Origin of the sequence: Xenorhabdus sp. KJ12.1, assembly GCF_963876495.1 — a bacterium.
GTDB lineage: Bacteria > Pseudomonadota > Gammaproteobacteria > Enterobacterales > Enterobacteriaceae > Xenorhabdus > Xenorhabdus stockiae.
Genome location: NZ_CAWNQH010000046.1, coordinates 88514 through 104472 on the forward strand (window position 1 = coordinate 88514; position 15959 = coordinate 104472).

Sequence of the window (15959 nt, forward strand, 5' to 3'; positions counted from 1 at the left end):
TAGAAATTAAGATCAGGATAATTCATTTCACCTAAAAATGCCGCTAGTCTGCAGATGCACAGCGCAAAATGACAGTATGTATTAGCAGCGCCCTTTTATTACTCAAGGAATGGATAGATATTAACTTTAATCCCAAACATTTATCGCAAACATTACGTCCTGATATATCCCTGTGAATTGTGATAATCAAGAGCTTACAGACGGAGCTGGACAACAGGTTATGACATTACAATAATGAACACCCCTATCAGGATAAAATGGGCTATGGGTTTATTTCCATAGACCTTTTACAGGGGTAATAACCCGCCAATTCAGGATCAAAATTGATCCAATCAACAGGAAATTAAATGACAATTAAACGCATTGACCCAGATACCCGTTGGTCAGAAGCTGTTATCCACAACGACACCATTTATTATACCAGTGTGCCAGCAAATCTGGATGGTGATATCACAGCGCAGACCGCCAATACATTGTCTGATATTGATGCTATGTTGCGACGTCTGGGTTCAAACAAAAGTAAAATCATTGATGCAACAATTTTTCTGGCTGATAAGGCCGATTTTGCAGGCATGAATGCCGCTTGGGATGACTGGGTTGTTGCAGGCAATGCGCCTGTACGTTGCACTGTTCAGGCTGAGTTGATGCATCCAAAATACAAAGTGGAAATCAAAATCATTGCAGCTTGTTAAGCTCTAGTATTGTTCTAATACTGAAATGAAATTTATGGCATTGAAAGTTATTAACTTATTCAATGCCATTTTAGCAGTCAGATTTGAACTGAATTTATGCCATCTTGATCATAACCATACCGATCAACAATAACACAATTCCTCCCCATCCCTTAAAATTCAGACGCTGGTTAAACATAATCCAACCCGCCGCAACTGTAGCAATAATTCCGAATGCTCCCCAAAGCGCATATGCAATGGAAAGTTCAATACCTTTTACCGCTTGTGCCAGTGCACTGAATGCACCTAAAACAGCCACCAGCGATAAAATACCCATCCAGAAGCGCTCGAATCCATTGGAGAGTTTCAACAAAATATTTGCCACAATTTCTAAACAAACAGCCAGAATCAGAAAAGCGATATGCCACCATTCAAAATGCGCCAGCATATTATGCCTCCTTCTCTTTCATCTGGAGTTTTGGTGCTTTTTTTGCACCTGCTTTAATGAGTGCAATACCCACTATCAGCAGTGACAACCCACCTACTTTCATGGGTGACAGTGATTCATCAAACCACAACACACTAAACGCTGTAATAAACAGGATACCGATCCCTTCCCACAGAGCATAAGCAACACCCAAAGCAACTTTCTTAACCGCTATTGCTAATAAAATATAAGACGTTGTGATCATGAAATACATCACAAACATACCGGTGAAATCACCTGAAATACTGGCTTGCTTCATGGACAGCGTACCAATAACCTCTGTCACAATCGCCAGTGCAAGAAATATCCAATAAATCATTTTTTTTCTCCCAAACATACCAAATAGGCATGCCAAGACATCAAACTATTCATGCCAATAACATCACCTAAAAATGCGATATCAAAAAAGCCTGATATTTTGGCAAATAATTAGTTGACTAATAATTGACTGAAAAGTCGCTAGAATTTTCCGGAACAAACCGGTTAATAGGAGAAAAAAGAAGCTAAAGTGCGCCGCACCAGTAGTGTTCGCTGGATAAAATAGCTGAGAGGAATAAGACGTGGGTATTGCTTTGAATTTTGGTACTACGTTGGATTTTTACGCTTTTGGCGCTATTCATGATGTTTTATTCTTTCATCACACGGTAATCACTGTGTAATATACTACGAACCCTCATATTAGTGGTGTAACTGATTGCGCTCTATTTTTAGCATATTCAAACAATAAACACAATTAATGAAATCACTTAACTCATTTGAGTTAGCTTAAACAATATATGGATAGTGCGAGCAGGATCTGACCGCTAACGCGGCCAGATCCAATGATATTTAGTTATTCAAACTCATTCCATGAGCGCCCATCACGGGTGATCATCGCAATAGAGGCAACCGGTCCCCAGGTGCCTGCCTGATAAGGTTTTGGAGGCTCGTTATCCGCCGCCCATGCTTCCATAATGGAATCAACCCATTTCCAGGCTTCTTCCACTTCATCCCGACGGACGAACAGTGCCTGAATACCGCGCATTGCTTCCAGCAATAAGCGCTCATAGGCATCAGCAAGGTGGGTTTGATTGAATGTTTCAGAGAAGCTCAAATCAAGTTTTGTTGTCTGTAAACGGTGCTTATGCTCCAGCCCCGGTGCTTTATTCAGCACTTCAATATCAATGCCTTCATCCGGTTGTAAACGGATAGTCAGCTTATTTTGAGGTAACTGCTGATAAGAGCCAGCAAACAGATTTAATGCAGGCTCTTTAAAATAAACCACAACCTCAGAGCATTTCGCCGGTAAGCGTTTACCCGTTCTCAGATAGAAAGGCACCCCCGACCAACGCCAGTCATCAATATCGACACGAACCGAAACAAAGGATTCCGTTTTGCTGGCCTTATTTGCCCCTTCTTCTTCCAGATAACCTGGAACCTTTTTACCATGCACAAATCCGGCAGTATATTGCCCGCGAACTGTTTTTTCCCGTACATTAGTATGGTCAATCCGGCGCAATGAACGAAGCACTTTAACTTTTTCATCACGAATACGATCTGCGGACAAATCAGACGGAGGTGACATAGCAATCATGGTCAAGATTTGCAGCAAATGATTCTGGATCATATCCCGCATCTGGCCGGCCTGATCGAAATATCCCCAGCGCCCTTCAATACCAACCTCTTCAGCAACTGTAATTTGCACATGATCTATTGTGCGATGATCCCAGTTATTAACAAACAAAGAGTTAGCAAAACGTAACGCCAGCAGGTTCAGTACGGTTTCTTTACCCAGATAATGGTCGATGCGGTAAATCTGATTTTCACTGAAATATTTTGCTACTTCATCATTGATAGCACGAGAAGAGGCAAGATCTGTACCCAATGGTTTTTCCATCACGACACGATTGGGTTCTTTATTCAATCCCGCAACACCCAACCCATGGCAGACAGAGCCAAAGGTGCTTGGAGGCATAGCAAAGTAATGAATGGCAGGTAATTTATCCTGATTGAGAATTTTAGCCAGTCGGGAGAAATGTTCCGTCTCGTTGACATCCAGATTACAGAATTCCAGACGCGAACTGAGTTTCTTCCATAATTCCGGGTCCAGTTTTTCAGACATAAATGTCGTTAATGCTTCTTCAACCAACTTTGTATAGGCTTTTTTATCCCAGTCAGCGCGACCAACCCCGATAATACGGGTATCCGGATGGATATACCCCGCTTTCTCCAACTGATAAAGGGAAGGCATTAATTTCCGGCGTGCTAAGTCTCCTTTTGCCCCAAAAATCACCAAATCACAAGCCTGAGCTGTAGACGTCACCGCCATGTTGCATCTCCTCAATTACGGGATATTGTAATTTTTTTACAGAAATTGCAGGTAATGTACTCTTTTGGTTATATGCAGTAAATACTTCATTCCTAGATCATGATGGCCTGCATGAATCTTACTACCTGACTCACTGTGCATAAATTTTTACATTTCATCTTGTATTATGAATGATATTTGCATCAGAAAGTGGTAATCAGGTGAAAATTTACTACGAGTAAGAAGTAATCTTACCAAGTTGAAAGTTAGATGTTTGTCATATTTTCATGAAAAATATCAAGTTATTGACTTTTACCTCTGCCAGCTTTCAATAACAAGTAGTATATTTTCACGAAAATTACATAGATTTCCCCTGTTAATGAAATCGTTAAAACCGAGGTTTAACTGCGTCTTATGAACACACTGGAACGGCTCCAAAATAGCCTTGATGTTTTGAGTAAGTCTGAGAAAAAAGTTGCGCAGGTCATTCTCGACTCACCCAATACTGCCATTCATTCAAGTATCGCTACTCTGGCAAAAATGGCGAATGTCAGTGAACCTACGGTTAATCGTTTTTGCCGTCGCCTGAATACCAAAGGCTTTCCTGATTTTAAACTGCATTTGGCACAAAGTCTGGCGAATGGCACTCCTTATGTAAATCGTAATGTGGAAGAAAGTGACAGCGTCACCTCTTATACCAATAAAATTTTCGAATCGGTGATGGCTAATCTGGAAACAGTCAAGAGTAATCTGGATATCGCAACCATTAACCGTGCTGTTGACCTGCTGACACAGGCAAGAAAACTCTCTTTTTTTGGTCTGGGTGCTTCTGCTGCTGTCGCACACGATGCCATGAACAAATTTTTCCGCTTTAACATCCCTGTCAGCTATTTTGATGATGTTGTAATGCAGCGAATGAGCTGCATTAACAGTACTGAAGGTGATGTTGTCGTGCTGATTTCTCATACAGGAAGGACTAAAAATCTGGTAGAACTGGCCAGACTTGCCCGTGAAAATGACGCAACAGTAATTGCCATCACTTCAACAGATTCATTGCTGGCACAGGAAGCCACTCTCTCTATTCTGCTGGATGTTCCCGAAGATACCGATATTTATATGCCAATGGTTTCCCGGATTGCTCAGCTTACCATCATTGACGTGCTGGCAACGGGTTTTACATTGCGCAGGGGTTCAAAATTCAGAGATAACTTGAAGAAAGTCAAGGAAGCATTACGCAATTCGCGGTTTGATAAGCACGACTAAAGCATAAAAATAGACTGTGTTTTTGTTCACTATTTATCAACTCTCCAGCCTGATAGCATAATGGAAAGTTTATCCCCGTCAATATCATGCATACTACACATATTTCGGGGTTGATAATCAAAAAAGTTGTATGGTTATCTCACGGTAACCAAGCATCCATACTTTACAGGTCAACGGAGTAATACATGTCCAGACGGCTCAGAAGAACTAAAATCGTCACTACACTTGGTCCTGCTACAGATCGTGACAACAATTTAGAGAAAGTGATCAATGCGGGAGCCAATGTTGTCCGCCTTAATTTTTCTCATGGTACCGCAGAAGATCATATCCTGCGCGCAAACAAAGTACGGGAAATAGCAGCCCGGCTGGGTTGCCATGTTGCTATCCTTGGTGATCTACAAGGCCCTAAAATACGTATATCGACGTTTAAAGAAGGGAAAATATTCCTCAATATCGGGGATAAATTCCTGCTTGATGCCAACTTAGGAAAAGGAGAAGGTGATAAAGAAAAAGTCGGTATTGATTATAAAGGACTGCCATCAGATGTCACAACCGGCAATATTCTGCTGCTGGATGATGGACGAGTTCAATTAAAAGTACTTGATGTGCAGGGCATGAAAGTATTTACAGAAGTGACTGTAGGCGGCCCGCTTTCCAATAACAAAGGTATTAATAAACAGGGTGGCGGCTTATCTGCCGAAGCACTGACAGAGAAAGACAAAGAAGATATCATCACTGCCGCAAAAATCGGCGTTGATTATCTTGCAGTCTCTTTCCCCCGCTCTGGTGAAGATCTGAATTATGCCCGCCGGTTGGCACGGGACGCTGGCTGCGAAACGCAAATTGTAGCCAAAGTAGAACGTGCTGAAGCGGTCAGCAGCGATGAAATTATCGATGAAATTATTCTGGCATCTGATGTAGTCATGGTAGCCCGTGGCGATTTGGGTGTTGAAATCGGCGATCCTGAATTAGTTGGAGTCCAGAAAAAACTTATTCGTCGCGCTCGTCAACTGAATCGTGTCGTAATCACAGCGACTCAGATGATGGAATCGATGATTACCAACCCAATGCCAACACGAGCGGAAGTGATGGATGTTGCCAATGCAGTCCTTGATGGTACTGATGCGGTTATGCTATCTGCGGAAACAGCGGCGGGTCAATATCCAGCAGAAACTGTTGCAGCAATGGCTCAAGTCTGCCTGGGCGCAGAAAAAATGCCGGGGATCAATGCATCCAAGCATCGGATGGATATCACATTTGACAGTATTGAAGAAGCTATCTCAATGTCTGCAATGTATGCAGCCAATCACCTGAAAGGGGTCAAGGCCATTATCGCTATGACCGAATCAGGTCGTACAGCACGTATGATGTCACGTATCAGCTCCGGTCTGCCTATTTTCTCTATGTCGCGCCATGAATCAACGCTGAACCGTACTGCATTATACCGCGGTGTCACACCGGTTTATTGTAGCAGCCACATTGATGGTATTGCCGCGGCGAGTGAAGCAGTCAGCCGCCTGCGCGACAGAGGTTACTTAGCTCCTGGCGATTTGGTGCTGGTCACTCAGGGGGATCAGATGGGAACTATCGGCAGTACCAATACTTGTCGTGTGCTTGAAGTCGAATAACGCAAATGCTTATTCTGCGCGATCTCAAAAACGCGCAGAATAACAAAATAATATTAATTTTGTTCAGCAACTAATATCGCCTGTGTATCTGGCTCCAGTGCCTTAAATATATGCTCCTGATCTGCCGGATAACAGATGTAATCGCCTTCACTTAATTCTTCCGGGGCTTCTGTTAGCCCCACCAAAGCCCGACCTTTCGTAACAATAATATGCTCTATCGAACCGGCTGGATGCGGATCTGAAAGGCGATCGGCTCCCGGCTGAGTCATCAGTAAATAGATATCGCGACGAGCGCCCGGTGGACAGGTTGCCAATAAAGTTGCCTGATAGTTTGCCTGTTCAGCCGTGACTTTAGTTCCTTCACCACGTCGGATCACTTGCGTTTTATTACTTTGAGGTTCCAGCAAACGGGCAAAAGGAATATTTAATGCCACACACAATGCCCAAAGCGTTTCAAGACTGGGATTTCCATTCCCTGCTTCCAGCTGTGAAAGTGTAGATTTAGCAATACCTGCGCGCCGCGCTACTTCCGTCAGCGAAAGACCACTTCGCGCACGTTCACGAACTAAACTCTTCGCAATTATGCTGATTGGCTGTGTCATTATTGCTGCTCCATTGTTCATTTTAATGAACAAAATGTTCATCTTGACCTGCGTTTTAATACTGTTCATTATAATGTAATTTTGTTCGATATGGGTAAATGTATATGTTCACACACCATTTTTCCTGTTTGTCAGGAGAGATAAAAAAAGCAATATTTCTGGTTTATCTGGCTGTCGGCGTTGTTGGAATTTCTTACGGATCGCTCGCCATTGCTTATGGCTTTCCATTATGGCTTCCTCTTGTGTTATCCACATTCGTGCTGGCAGGCGCATCTGAGTTTATGTTTATCGGTATTATTGCCAGTGGTGGTAATCCACTTGCTGCGGCAGCTGCGGGTTTATTGGTAAATGCTCGTCATTTACCTTTTGGTGTAGCGGTACGTGAATTAGTCGGAAAAGGTAAAGCAAAGTTTTTCGGCTGCCATATTATGAACGATGAGAGTGTGGTATTCGGCCTGTCACAATCGACTCCCGAGCAACGTAAGGCCGCATACTGGTTTTGTGGTATCGGAGTCGCTCTATTCTGGCCATTAGGTGTTCTTATTGGCGGTACAGTTGGCAAATTTATCCCTGCACCAGAAACGATTGGTCTAGATGCGGTCTTTCCAACCATACTGCTGGCGATGGTGATCCCTGCATTCAAGAATAAAACGTCACTTATTCGTGCTTCCAGCGGAGCAGCACTTTCACTTTCCGTTGTGCCTTTTGTTCCCGTGGGTTTACCGGTTCTGCTGTCGTTATTGGGCTTATTCGCGAGGAAAAAATAATGGCTGATTACTCTCTGATTATTATTGGTATTGCAATACTATCGCTTGGCACTTATTTAATGCGTTTCGGTGGAGCAAAACTGGGTAATAAGTTAGCTTTATCTGAGCGTTCTCAGGCACTACTTTCTGATGCTGCAACTACATTGTTGTTCGCTGTAGCACTGGCTGCAACTTTCTACGAAAGTGAACATTTTGCGGGTATGGCGCGTGTATTGGGTGTTGTTATCGCGGTATTTCTGGCCTGGAGAAAAGTGCCTTTAATTGTGGTAATTCTGTCGGCGGCGTTCATAACTGCATTACTACGCTATGCAGGAATAAATTAAAAAGCGCTTAAATTTACAAAATAGTATTTACTCGATAATAATCAGGGGCGGCTTCTACCCCTGATTATTATATACTTCGTCTTTCAAGTTGCCTCTTTGTTGGCTGCGTTCGTTCACCTCAGTCACATAGTTATCTATGTTCCTGGAGACTTGCTCCCTTGCCGCCGCGACGCATCTTGAAATCCATTGTGTATATTAAATCAAATATCTTTCCTTTTATAAGGCTCGATATCACCCTCTTTACGGGTTTTAAGCAATTTCAATATCCAAGTATATTGCTCAGGATTAGGCTTCACCAATTCTTCCAATTCCTGATTCATACGGCGGGCGATATAAGCATCATCCTGCTCTGCTATATCGTCCATCGGTGGACGAATATAAATATCCAGTTGATGCGTTTCGCAGTTATAAACCGGAAACAAAGGAACAATTGCCGCTTTACACACTTTCATCAGGCGCCCGACAGCAGGCAGAGTAGCTTTATAAGTCGCAAAAAAGTCGACAAACTCACTGTGTTCTTCGCCATGATCCTGATCCGGCAGATAATATCCCCAATATCCCTGACGCACTGATGCAATAAAAGGCTTTATACCCGCATCACGGGAATGTAAGCGGCCGCCAAAATAGCAACGCGCCTTGTTCCATAAATAATCAGCCACCGGATTACTCTGGTGATGAAACATGCCTGATATTGGTTGACCCCGAGCAGCCAATAACATGGCCGGAATATCGATAGCCCAACCATGTGGGATCATAAAAATGACATTTTTGCCCTGCTCTTTTAAAGCCTGAGTGATTTCCTCTCCATGCCACTGAGTGCGTTGTAGTGTAGGCTCCACACCTCTCAGGCAAAGCTCGGCAAGCATAACAAAAGATTGTGGCGCTGTTGCGAACATTTTGTCGATTAATATTTCGTGCTGTTGTTCTGATAATTCAGGAAAACAATACAGCAGATTAATTTTCGCTCTTCGCCGGGCACTTTTTGCCTTCCGGCCAGCAAAAACGCCTATTTTAGCCAGCAAAGGGTCACGCCATTTAGCGGGGATATAAGCCAAACCCGCCAATATTCCAACACCAGCCCAAATACCCCAATAACGAGGGTGCAAATAGGATAAATGAAACGTTGGGATATAACCCAGTTTGCTATCTGTATCTTTTTCTTTATTCATGAGCTAACTCTGCTGGCTCCAACATAAACTTCCAAATCATTTGTTTTCAATCTGTTTTCAACAAACATAACATAAAAGATAAAAGCGGATGATACCAATCATCCGCTTTTATGTGTTAACAATCTGGATTTTTAATTTAGTGATAGTTGCGGTTTAAGCTCCTTAACCATCGCAATATATTCCGAACGATCTTTACCACTTAACCCGCCGGAACGAGGTAATTTTGCAGTCAATGGATTCACCGGCTGCTGATTATCCCAGAATTCAAAATGCAAATGAGGACCAGTTGTGCGGCCAGTGTTACCTGACAGACCAATACGCTCACCACGTTTCACTTTTTGGCCCGGTTTTACCAATAACTTTCTTAAGTGCATATATCGGGTTGTGTACTGACGACCATGCCGGATAGCAATGAAATTACCCGCTGCACCATCAAATTTGGCAACAATAACTTCGCCATCACCAACAGCCAGAACAGGTGTTCCTACAGGCATGGCAAAATCAACGCCTCTATGAGCTGTCACTCTTCCCGTGACAGGATTTAAACGACGCGGATTAAAAGGAGAAGAGACCCGGAATTGTTTTGTTGTTGGGAAACGTAAAAAACCACGCTCCAAACCAGATGCATTACTATCGTAAAAACGACCATCATCAGCCCGGAATGCATAATAGTCGTTACCACCACTTCGTAAGCGAACACCCAATAGCTGGCTCTGTTCACTTTTTCCGCCAAGCATTTCGCGGGACAGTAATACAGAAAACTGATCACCTTTTCGTAGCTTGCGGAAATCGATCTGCCATTGAAGCGCTTTAGTCACATCCCTTGCTTCGCTGCTGGTTAACCCTGCGGCTAAAGCACTTCCGGTAAAGTTACCATTCACAGCGCCTTTTATGACACTGTTTACCCACTCACCTTTCTGAAACTCTTTTGTTTCTTTGAAGATATCACCTTCACGAGTATAAACCCGTGTCTCACGACGCGACATTTCCCATGTTAACGTTTTCAGACCGCCGTTTTCATCGACAGTCCATGATAATGACTGACCAATATTCAGGCCACGCAGTGCCTTATTCTGATTCGCCAATAAAGCAATATCGGACGAATCAATACCAAACTGATTTAAAATAGAACTTAAGGTATCACCACTGGAAACAACATATTTATGAGGAACATTTACAGCGGCTTCCGATTCATTTTCCTCATCTCTGATCCCTTCATCAGAGAACTGCTCATTACTATCACCAATCGTGTCATCTGTTGCATCAGGGATAGTGCTGGGAGCTGTGATGGTGATACTCCCCGATCTTTCCATTCTTTCTTCTTGTTCGTGATAAACAACCGGACGCCACACAGCCACAGCTAAAGTGACCAATGTCAAAGAACCAAGCATGATTTTGTGTGGTCTAGGCAGGTTGTTATATACCAGAACGATAGTTTTAACCATCTGCTGCACTATTTATAATTCCTTATTATATTAATTCAGGCAGCTCGAGTATTGTTCTGACAACTGAGTTATAAATTTCATATAACTGTCTTTATTCAATACAATGCCGCTTCCCAATGGGTCAAGTGTTCCAATACGTACATCAGTACCTTTTGCAACGGCATGAATGACGGCTGGCCTGAATTGAGGCTCAGCAAAAATACACTTCGCTTTTTGCTCAACCAATTGTGTTCGTATGTTATGTAATCTCTGCGCACCAGGTTGTATTTCAGGGTTAACAGTAAAAACACCCAACGGTGTCAACTTATAGTGTTTTTCAAAATAGCCATAAGCGTCATGAAAAACGAAATACCCCTTCCCTAACGCGGGTTTTAGCATATCTGTAATATTCTTGTCAGTTTGTACAAGCTGTCCATTGAATTTACGTAGGTTTACTTCTAATTGTTGCTTATGTTGAGGATATCGCTCGACAAGACGGGTATATATCGCCTGAGCAGCCTTCTGTGCAATGTTTGGTGACAACCAAATATGCATATTATATTGGCCATGGTGATGATGTTCGTGATCTGTTTCATGTTTATGCTGATTCGATTCACCTGAATCATGTTTATCTTCGCTATTTTTCAGTAATAAAGGTTTGATGGTAGGTAAATTCGCCAATTCCAGTTGTTTATTTTGTGCAGTTTTCTCTATTGGCTTCGCTAAAAATGTTTCCATATCCGGGCCAATCCAGACAACCAAATCCGCCTGATCAAGTTTGCGGATATCCGAAGGCCTTAAAGCGTAATCATGTGGAGAGGCGCCATCAGGCAAAAGTACCTGCGTCTCAGTTACACCATCAGCAATAGCTGCAGCAATAAAGCCCAGAGGACGAATAGATGTGACAACATCCGCCTGTGCAGAATAATTAATACCCGCAGTCAGCACAGAAATCAGAGCTGCCTGACGAAAAAATGTATGCGCGTATCTTTGTGGTTTGTGTAACATATTATGAATATCCCATGCATAGAATCTAAAAATGTTATATTATAACATTCCAATGATTCTGCAAGACACTTTTAACATGCCTGTTATGTAACATGCCAATTATGATCACCCTGAAAAACATTACGGTTAAGTTTGGTAGCCGCACGGTATTAAACAATATTTCTTTCAGCCTTACACAAGGTAAGATCCTGACGTTAATCGGCCCAAATGGAGCCGGCAAATCAACGTTAGTACGCATTGTTCTAGGATTAATTCGTCCTACTTCCGGTGTCATTGAGCACAACCAAACACTAAGGATAGGATACGTTCCACAAAAATTAAATCTTGACCCTACTCTTCCTTTGACTGTTAAACGCTTCATGATGCTTAAACCGGGGGTTAAATCAGCCGATATCACCCCTGTTTTAGAACGAGTCAAAGCTGCTCATTTATTGCAGCAACCCATGCAAAAACTATCAGGAGGAGAAACTCAACGAGTTTTGCTCGCCAGAGCATTACTCAATCATCCTCAACTGCTGGTTCTCGATGAACCGACACAAGGTGTGGATGTGAATGGTCAATTAGCACTTTATGATTTAATTAATCAAATCAGAACAGAACTAAATTGCGCTGTCCTTATGGTATCGCATGACCTGCACTTGGTGATGGCGAAAACAGACGAGGTTTTATGCCTTAATCAACACATTTGCTGTTCAGGTACCCCAGAAGTGGTATCCATGCATCCGGAATTTATTGCTATGTTTGGTCACCGCGGTGCCGAACAGCTAGCAATTTATCGCCACCATCATAATCATCATCACGATTTAAGAGGGAAAATTATTTTGAAAAAGGGTGGAGAGCCTCGCCAATGATCGAACTACTATTTCCGGGCTGGCTGGCCGGAGTTTTATTGGCGATTGCCGCAGGGCCTCTTGGCTCTTTTGTTGTCTGGCGCAGAATGTCCTATTTTGGCGATACACTGGCCCATGCTTCATTGCTTGGTGTGGCATTCGGCTTCCTGTTAGATGTGAATCCGTTTTATGCGGTGATTGCAGTGACACTGATACTGGCTGTTATTCTGGTCTGGCTGGAAAAACGCCCACAATTAGCCGTTGATACGTTACTGGGTATTATGGCTCATAGCGCATTATCACTGGGTTTAGTGGTTGTCAGCTTTATGAGCGGCATCCGAGTTGATCTGATGGCTTATTTGTTCGGTGACCTACTTTCTGTAACGTATGAAGACCTCTGGCTGATTACGGCAGGTGTTGTTATTGTGGCTGGATTACTGGCATGGCAATGGCGTGCTTTACTGTCAATGACCGTCAGTCAGGATCTGGCTTTCGTTGATGGAGTTAATATTCAGCGGTTACGTGTATTGTTGATGCTGGTCACTGCACTGACTATCGGACTGGCAATGAAATTCGTCGGAGCGCTGATAATCACTTCCTTACTTATTATCCCGGCAGCTACTGCTCGTCGTTTTGCTCGTACACCTGAACAGATGGCAATTTGTGCAATTGGTATAGGTATGTTTTCCGTTACCGGCGGATTGACTTTATCCGCGTTTTATAACACACCAGCAGGGCCTTCTGTTGTGCTTTGTGCTGCAGTGTTATTTGCTTTAAGTTTAACTTGTAAGGCAAAAAGTTAACTTTTTGACCAAATAAATAGTTGGGTCATAATTTTAATAATTATGGCCCTTTTATTATGGCTTTAATAATTATGGGACTTTTTATCTAAGCCAAAATTGCTCATGATATCAATTTATTGATTAACCAGAGACAGCGATATTGAATTATAAAGCAGTAATAATGTCACTCTATAAAAGATTTAACAAATAGTCTTAATATTAATGCTAGTAGCATGATCAGATGTTATTAACTCTTCATCACACAGTCACGCAGAGAACTTATCGTAATATGAAGTTCCTGCTGACGACTCTCCCAATCTTCTTCATTCCCACTCAAATAAGCCTTCCTCGCATCAGCCAAGACTGTGGATTGCATAACAGGAAGACGTGCCGCTGCCCAGTCAGCAGCAATATCCTTAGGAACAAACTCTCCGGTAACTAACGTTCTCCACATACGCGCCAACGTTAACAGAACATTACGTTCGTCTCCCTGTAAGGTCTCAATTAAGCCCGGCAGAACATCTTTAATAGCCCGATGAATCTCCGCCTTTGGAATAACTGGAAGTAGATCGCTTACGGGTGGGCCAATCAGAGGGATCGCTTCCTGTCGTGACTGAGCCAACACTAAAATTAGTTCTGGATCATAAACAGGTTTAAGCATTTTTCCTTGTTCACATTGATGACGTAGCCATTCGCCATACATGAACTCGCTTCGGGCAGGATAATGCGATGCTCTCAGATCAGTGAGCAAAAAAACAATCAGTTCAACCGGGCGACGTCCATCAGGATCAGAAGGATATCGGCCCGATATCAGCATTAAATCAGCAGCAAGACATTCCCGGATTTCAGTCGTCAGCGGTTTATTAACAACTACCAATAAATCTACGTCACTATTTGGACGAAGACCTCCTGCCACAGCCGAACCATGAAGGTAAACAGCCACCAGCGACTCAGCTAATCTCCTCTGGAGGATTAACAATGCATTATCTGCTTCAGGAGGAGTAGTCATTAAGTAATTTTTACTCGCTTTCTTTGCTCAAGCCAAAATGCCGATAAGCATGGTTGGTTGCTATTCGGCCCCGTGGTGTACGCTGGATAAAGCCCTGCTGGATAAGAAAAGGTTCCAGAACATCTTCTATGGTTTCCCGCTCTTCACCAATAGCTGCGGCGATGTTATCCAAACCAACCGGGCCGCCCATAAATTTATCGATAATGGCAACCAATAATTTGCGGTCAAGATAATCAAAACCCGCTGAATCCACATTCAGCATATCAAGGGCTTTAGCGGCGATATCATTGTCAACTGAACCATCACCTTTTACCTGAGCAAAGTCACGTACCCGCCGCAGCAAACGGTTTGTAATACGCGGCGTTCCACGGGAACGCATGGCAATTTGCCTTGCCCCATCGTCTGAAATCTCCAACCCCATATAACGGGCACTACGGGAAACGATACTTTGCAAATCATCGACATTATAAAATTCAAGGCGCTGCACAATACCGAATCGATCGCGCAAAGGAGAAGTTAAAGAACCGGCACGGGTTGTAGCACCGACTAATGTAAACGGAGGCAAATCAATCTTGATTGAACGGGCAGCCGGCCCTTCGCCAATCATGATATCCAACTGATAGTCTTCCATCGCCGGATAAAGAATTTCTTCTACAACCGGAGATAAACGGTGGATTTCGTCAATAAACAGAACGTCATGGGGTTCAAGATTCGTCAGCATTGCAGCAAGATCGCCTGCTTTTTCCAATACTGGCCCTGAAGTTGTACGCAGATTCACACCCATTTCGTTGGCAACGATATTCGCCAGCGTAGTTTTACCCAACCCGGGAGGGCCAAAAATCAGCAAATGATCTAACGCATCCCCCCTCTGCCGTGCAGCCTGAATAAAAATCTCCATTTGCTCACAGACATGAGGCTGACCAACATATTCAGATAAGAATTTTGGCCTGATAGCGCGATCAACCGCCTCATCATCTTGCAGAATTTCTGCTGAAACCAGACGATCAGCTTCAATCATCACTTAACTCCTGCCATTATAGAGCCGCACGAAGCGCTTCTCGGATAAGGGTTTCACAATCTGCACCCGGTTTAGCCACTTTGCTGACCATTCTGCTTGCTTCCTGTGGTTTATATCCCAGTGAAACCAGAGCTGCCGCAGCTTCTGCTTCAATATCAGCATCGGAATTAGCTGGTTGAGTTGCTGCTGGCAAATTAATATCGCTATTTTGATTGAACAGATCGCCGTTAAGCCCTTTAAAACGATCTTTCATTTCTACGACTAATCTTTCCGCTGTTTTTTTACCCACTCCCGGTAACTTAACCAGAGAAGAAATAGCCTCCTGCTCAATAGCAGTAACAAATTGCTGAGCAGACATACCAGAAAGGATCGCCAGTGCCAGTTTTGGCCCAACGCCATTGACTTTAATCAGTTCACGGAAAAGAGCACGCTCTTGCTTATCATTAAAACCATATAATAGTTGAGCATCTTCCCGCACAATGAACTGAGTGAATAATATGGCTTCCTGACCAATTTCAGGTAGTTCATAGAAGCAGGTCATTGGCATATGAACTTCATAACCTACACCATTCGTTTCTAACAAAACCAGTGGTGGCTGTTTTTCCAATACAGTTCCTCTCAAACGCCCTATCACTACTTACCCCCTGAAAATAAAAATAAATGATTCGATAAAGCTTATAGCATAAAAAAA

Annotated in this window: 17 protein-coding genes; 7 read left to right on the forward strand and 10 right to left on the reverse strand. The window is 43.1% G+C overall.

The window, feature by feature from the left end:
* Nucleotides 1–347: 347 nt before the first annotated feature.
* Nucleotides 348–692 carry a RidA family protein gene (locus AACS92_RS04525; protein ID WP_099110151.1) on the forward strand — a complete coding sequence of 115 codons (345 nt, stop codon included), beginning with the start codon at nt 348–350 and terminating at the stop codon, nt 690–692.
* A gap of 94 nt (nt 693–786) precedes the next feature.
* Here AACS92_RS04525 and mdtI read toward each other — a convergent pair whose 3' ends face one another.
* The 3 genes from mdtI to zwf form a co-directional block, all read right to left on the reverse strand.
* A complete protein-coding gene (gene mdtI / locus AACS92_RS04530; protein ID WP_099110152.1) occupies nt 787–1119 on the reverse strand; it encodes a multidrug/spermidine efflux SMR transporter subunit MdtI in 333 nt (110 codons plus the stop codon).
* Nucleotide 1120: 1 nt separating this feature from the next.
* Nucleotides 1121–1477 carry a multidrug/spermidine efflux SMR transporter subunit MdtJ gene (mdtJ, locus tag AACS92_RS04535; RefSeq protein ID WP_099110153.1) on the reverse strand — a complete coding sequence of 119 codons (357 nt, stop codon included), beginning with the start codon at nt 1475–1477 and terminating at the stop codon, nt 1121–1123.
* Nucleotides 1478–1990: 513 nt separating this feature from the next.
* Nucleotides 1991–3466 carry a glucose-6-phosphate dehydrogenase gene (zwf, locus tag AACS92_RS04540; protein WP_099110154.1) on the reverse strand — a complete coding sequence of 492 codons (1476 nt, stop codon included), beginning with the start codon at nt 3464–3466 and terminating at the stop codon, nt 1991–1993.
* A 393-nt stretch (nt 3467–3859) separates the two neighbouring features.
* Here zwf and AACS92_RS04545 point away from each other — a divergent pair, with 393 nt between their 5' ends.
* Complete coding sequence (locus tag AACS92_RS04545) at nt 3860–4708, forward strand: MurR/RpiR family transcriptional regulator (RefSeq protein WP_099110155.1); 849 nt, start codon at nt 3860–3862, stop codon at nt 4706–4708.
* A gap of 185 nt (nt 4709–4893) precedes the next feature.
* The gene (gene pyk / locus AACS92_RS04550) at nt 4894–6336 is read left to right on the forward strand and encodes a pyruvate kinase (RefSeq protein WP_099110156.1); all 1443 of its coding nucleotides are present in this window, start codon (nt 4894–4896) and stop codon (nt 6334–6336) included.
* 53 nt (nt 6337–6389) lie between these two features.
* Here the strand turns inward: pyk and AACS92_RS04555 are convergent, their stop codons facing one another.
* Nucleotides 6390–6938, reverse strand: a complete 549-nt coding sequence (locus AACS92_RS04555) for a helix-turn-helix domain-containing protein (protein ID WP_099110157.1) — start codon at nt 6936–6938, stop codon at nt 6390–6392.
* Between the two features lie 104 nt (nt 6939–7042).
* Here AACS92_RS04555 and AACS92_RS04560 point away from each other — a divergent pair, with 104 nt between their 5' ends.
* Together AACS92_RS04560 and AACS92_RS04565 are read left to right on the forward strand one after the other, a co-directional pair.
* Nucleotides 7043–7705 carry an AzlC family ABC transporter permease gene (locus tag AACS92_RS04560; RefSeq protein ID WP_099110158.1) on the forward strand — a complete coding sequence of 221 codons (663 nt, stop codon included), beginning with the start codon at nt 7043–7045 and terminating at the stop codon, nt 7703–7705.
* The gene (locus AACS92_RS04565; protein ID WP_099110159.1) at nt 7705–8028 is read left to right on the forward strand and encodes an AzlD domain-containing protein; all 324 of its coding nucleotides are present in this window, start codon (nt 7705–7707) and stop codon (nt 8026–8028) included. Before AACS92_RS04560 ends, AACS92_RS04565 begins: the two co-directional genes overlap by 1 nt.
* Before the next feature lie 200 nt (nt 8029–8228).
* Here the strand turns inward: AACS92_RS04565 and lpxM are convergent, their stop codons facing one another.
* From lpxM to znuA, 3 genes are all read right to left on the reverse strand, one after another.
* Nucleotides 8229–9197 carry a lauroyl-Kdo(2)-lipid IV(A) myristoyltransferase gene (gene lpxM, locus AACS92_RS04570; protein WP_099110160.1) on the reverse strand — a complete coding sequence of 323 codons (969 nt, stop codon included), beginning with the start codon at nt 9195–9197 and terminating at the stop codon, nt 8229–8231.
* Nucleotides 9198–9328: 131 nt separating this feature from the next.
* Nucleotides 9329–10651, reverse strand: a complete 1323-nt coding sequence (mepM, locus tag AACS92_RS04575; protein ID WP_099110161.1) for a murein DD-endopeptidase MepM — start codon at nt 10649–10651, stop codon at nt 9329–9331.
* A 21-nt stretch (nt 10652–10672) separates the two neighbouring features.
* Entirely contained in the window at nt 10673–11629 is a 957-nt protein-coding gene (gene znuA / locus AACS92_RS04580; RefSeq protein WP_099110162.1) for a zinc ABC transporter substrate-binding protein ZnuA, read from the reverse strand.
* Between the two features lie 92 nt (nt 11630–11721).
* Between znuA and znuC the strand changes: the two genes are divergently transcribed.
* Both znuC and znuB read left to right on the forward strand, forming a co-directional pair.
* A complete protein-coding gene (znuC, locus tag AACS92_RS04585; protein ID WP_099110163.1) occupies nt 11722–12480 on the forward strand; it encodes a zinc ABC transporter ATP-binding protein ZnuC in 759 nt (252 codons plus the stop codon).
* Nucleotides 12477–13262: a zinc ABC transporter permease subunit ZnuB gene (gene znuB, locus AACS92_RS04590; protein ID WP_099110164.1), complete on the forward strand. Its 786-nt coding sequence runs from the start codon at nt 12477–12479 to the stop codon at nt 13260–13262. The genes znuC and znuB overlap by 4 nt, the downstream gene beginning before the upstream one ends.
* A 226-nt stretch (nt 13263–13488) precedes the next feature.
* On the opposite strand, the gene AACS92_RS04595 is transcribed toward znuB, so the two are convergent.
* The 3 genes from AACS92_RS04595 to ruvA are packed head-to-tail and all read right to left on the reverse strand — an operon-like array spanning nt 13489 to nt 15902.
* Nucleotides 13489–14250 (reverse strand): aminoglycoside adenylyltransferase family protein, encoded by a 762-nt coding sequence (locus AACS92_RS04595; protein WP_099110165.1) that lies wholly within the window; start codon nt 14248–14250, stop codon nt 13489–13491.
* Nucleotides 14251–14260: 10 nt separating this feature from the next.
* Nucleotides 14261–15268, reverse strand: a complete 1008-nt coding sequence (gene ruvB, locus AACS92_RS04600; RefSeq protein ID WP_099110166.1) for a Holliday junction branch migration DNA helicase RuvB — start codon at nt 15266–15268, stop codon at nt 14261–14263.
* A 16-nt stretch (nt 15269–15284) separates the two neighbouring features.
* Entirely contained in the window at nt 15285–15902 is a 618-nt protein-coding gene (gene ruvA / locus AACS92_RS04605) for a Holliday junction branch migration protein RuvA (RefSeq protein ID WP_099110167.1), read from the reverse strand.
* Nucleotides 15903–15959: the final 57 nt, after the last annotated feature.

Bases quoted from the DNA above. Each gene is read 5' to 3' on its own strand.
- AACS92_RS04565 (WP_099110159.1), top strand. From the start codon at position 7,705: ATGGCTGATTACTCTCTGATTATTATTGGTATTGCAATACTATCGCTT.
- AACS92_RS04595 (WP_099110165.1), bottom strand. From the start codon at position 14,250: ATGACTACTCCTCCTGAAGCAGATAATGCATTGTTAATCCTCCAGAGG.
- lpxM (WP_099110160.1), bottom strand. From the start codon at position 9,197: ATGAATAAAGAAAAAGATACAGATAGCAAACTGGGTTATATCCCAACG.
- mdtI (WP_099110152.1), bottom strand. From the start codon at position 1,119: ATGCTGGCGCATTTTGAATGGTGGCATATCGCTTTTCTGATTCTGGCT.
- mdtJ (WP_099110153.1), bottom strand. From the start codon at position 1,477: ATGATTTATTGGATATTTCTTGCACTGGCGATTGTGACAGAGGTTATT.
- AACS92_RS04560 (WP_099110158.1), top strand. From the start codon at position 7,043: ATGTTCACACACCATTTTTCCTGTTTGTCAGGAGAGATAAAAAAAGCA.
- AACS92_RS04555 (WP_099110157.1), bottom strand. From the start codon at position 6,938: ATGACACAGCCAATCAGCATAATTGCGAAGAGTTTAGTTCGTGAACGT.
- zwf (WP_099110154.1), bottom strand. From the start codon at position 3,466: ATGGCGGTGACGTCTACAGCTCAGGCTTGTGATTTGGTGATTTTTGGG.
- pyk (WP_099110156.1), top strand. From the start codon at position 4,894: ATGTCCAGACGGCTCAGAAGAACTAAAATCGTCACTACACTTGGTCCT.
- znuB (WP_099110164.1), top strand. From the start codon at position 12,477: ATGATCGAACTACTATTTCCGGGCTGGCTGGCCGGAGTTTTATTGGCG.
- ruvB (WP_099110166.1), bottom strand. From the start codon at position 15,268: ATGATTGAAGCTGATCGTCTGGTTTCAGCAGAAATTCTGCAAGATGAT.
- znuC (WP_099110163.1), top strand. From the start codon at position 11,722: ATGCCAATTATGATCACCCTGAAAAACATTACGGTTAAGTTTGGTAGC.
- znuA (WP_099110162.1), bottom strand. From the start codon at position 11,629: ATGTTACACAAACCACAAAGATACGCGCATACATTTTTTCGTCAGGCA.
- AACS92_RS04545 (WP_099110155.1), top strand. From the start codon at position 3,860: ATGAACACACTGGAACGGCTCCAAAATAGCCTTGATGTTTTGAGTAAG.
- AACS92_RS04525 (WP_099110151.1), top strand. From the start codon at position 348: ATGACAATTAAACGCATTGACCCAGATACCCGTTGGTCAGAAGCTGTT.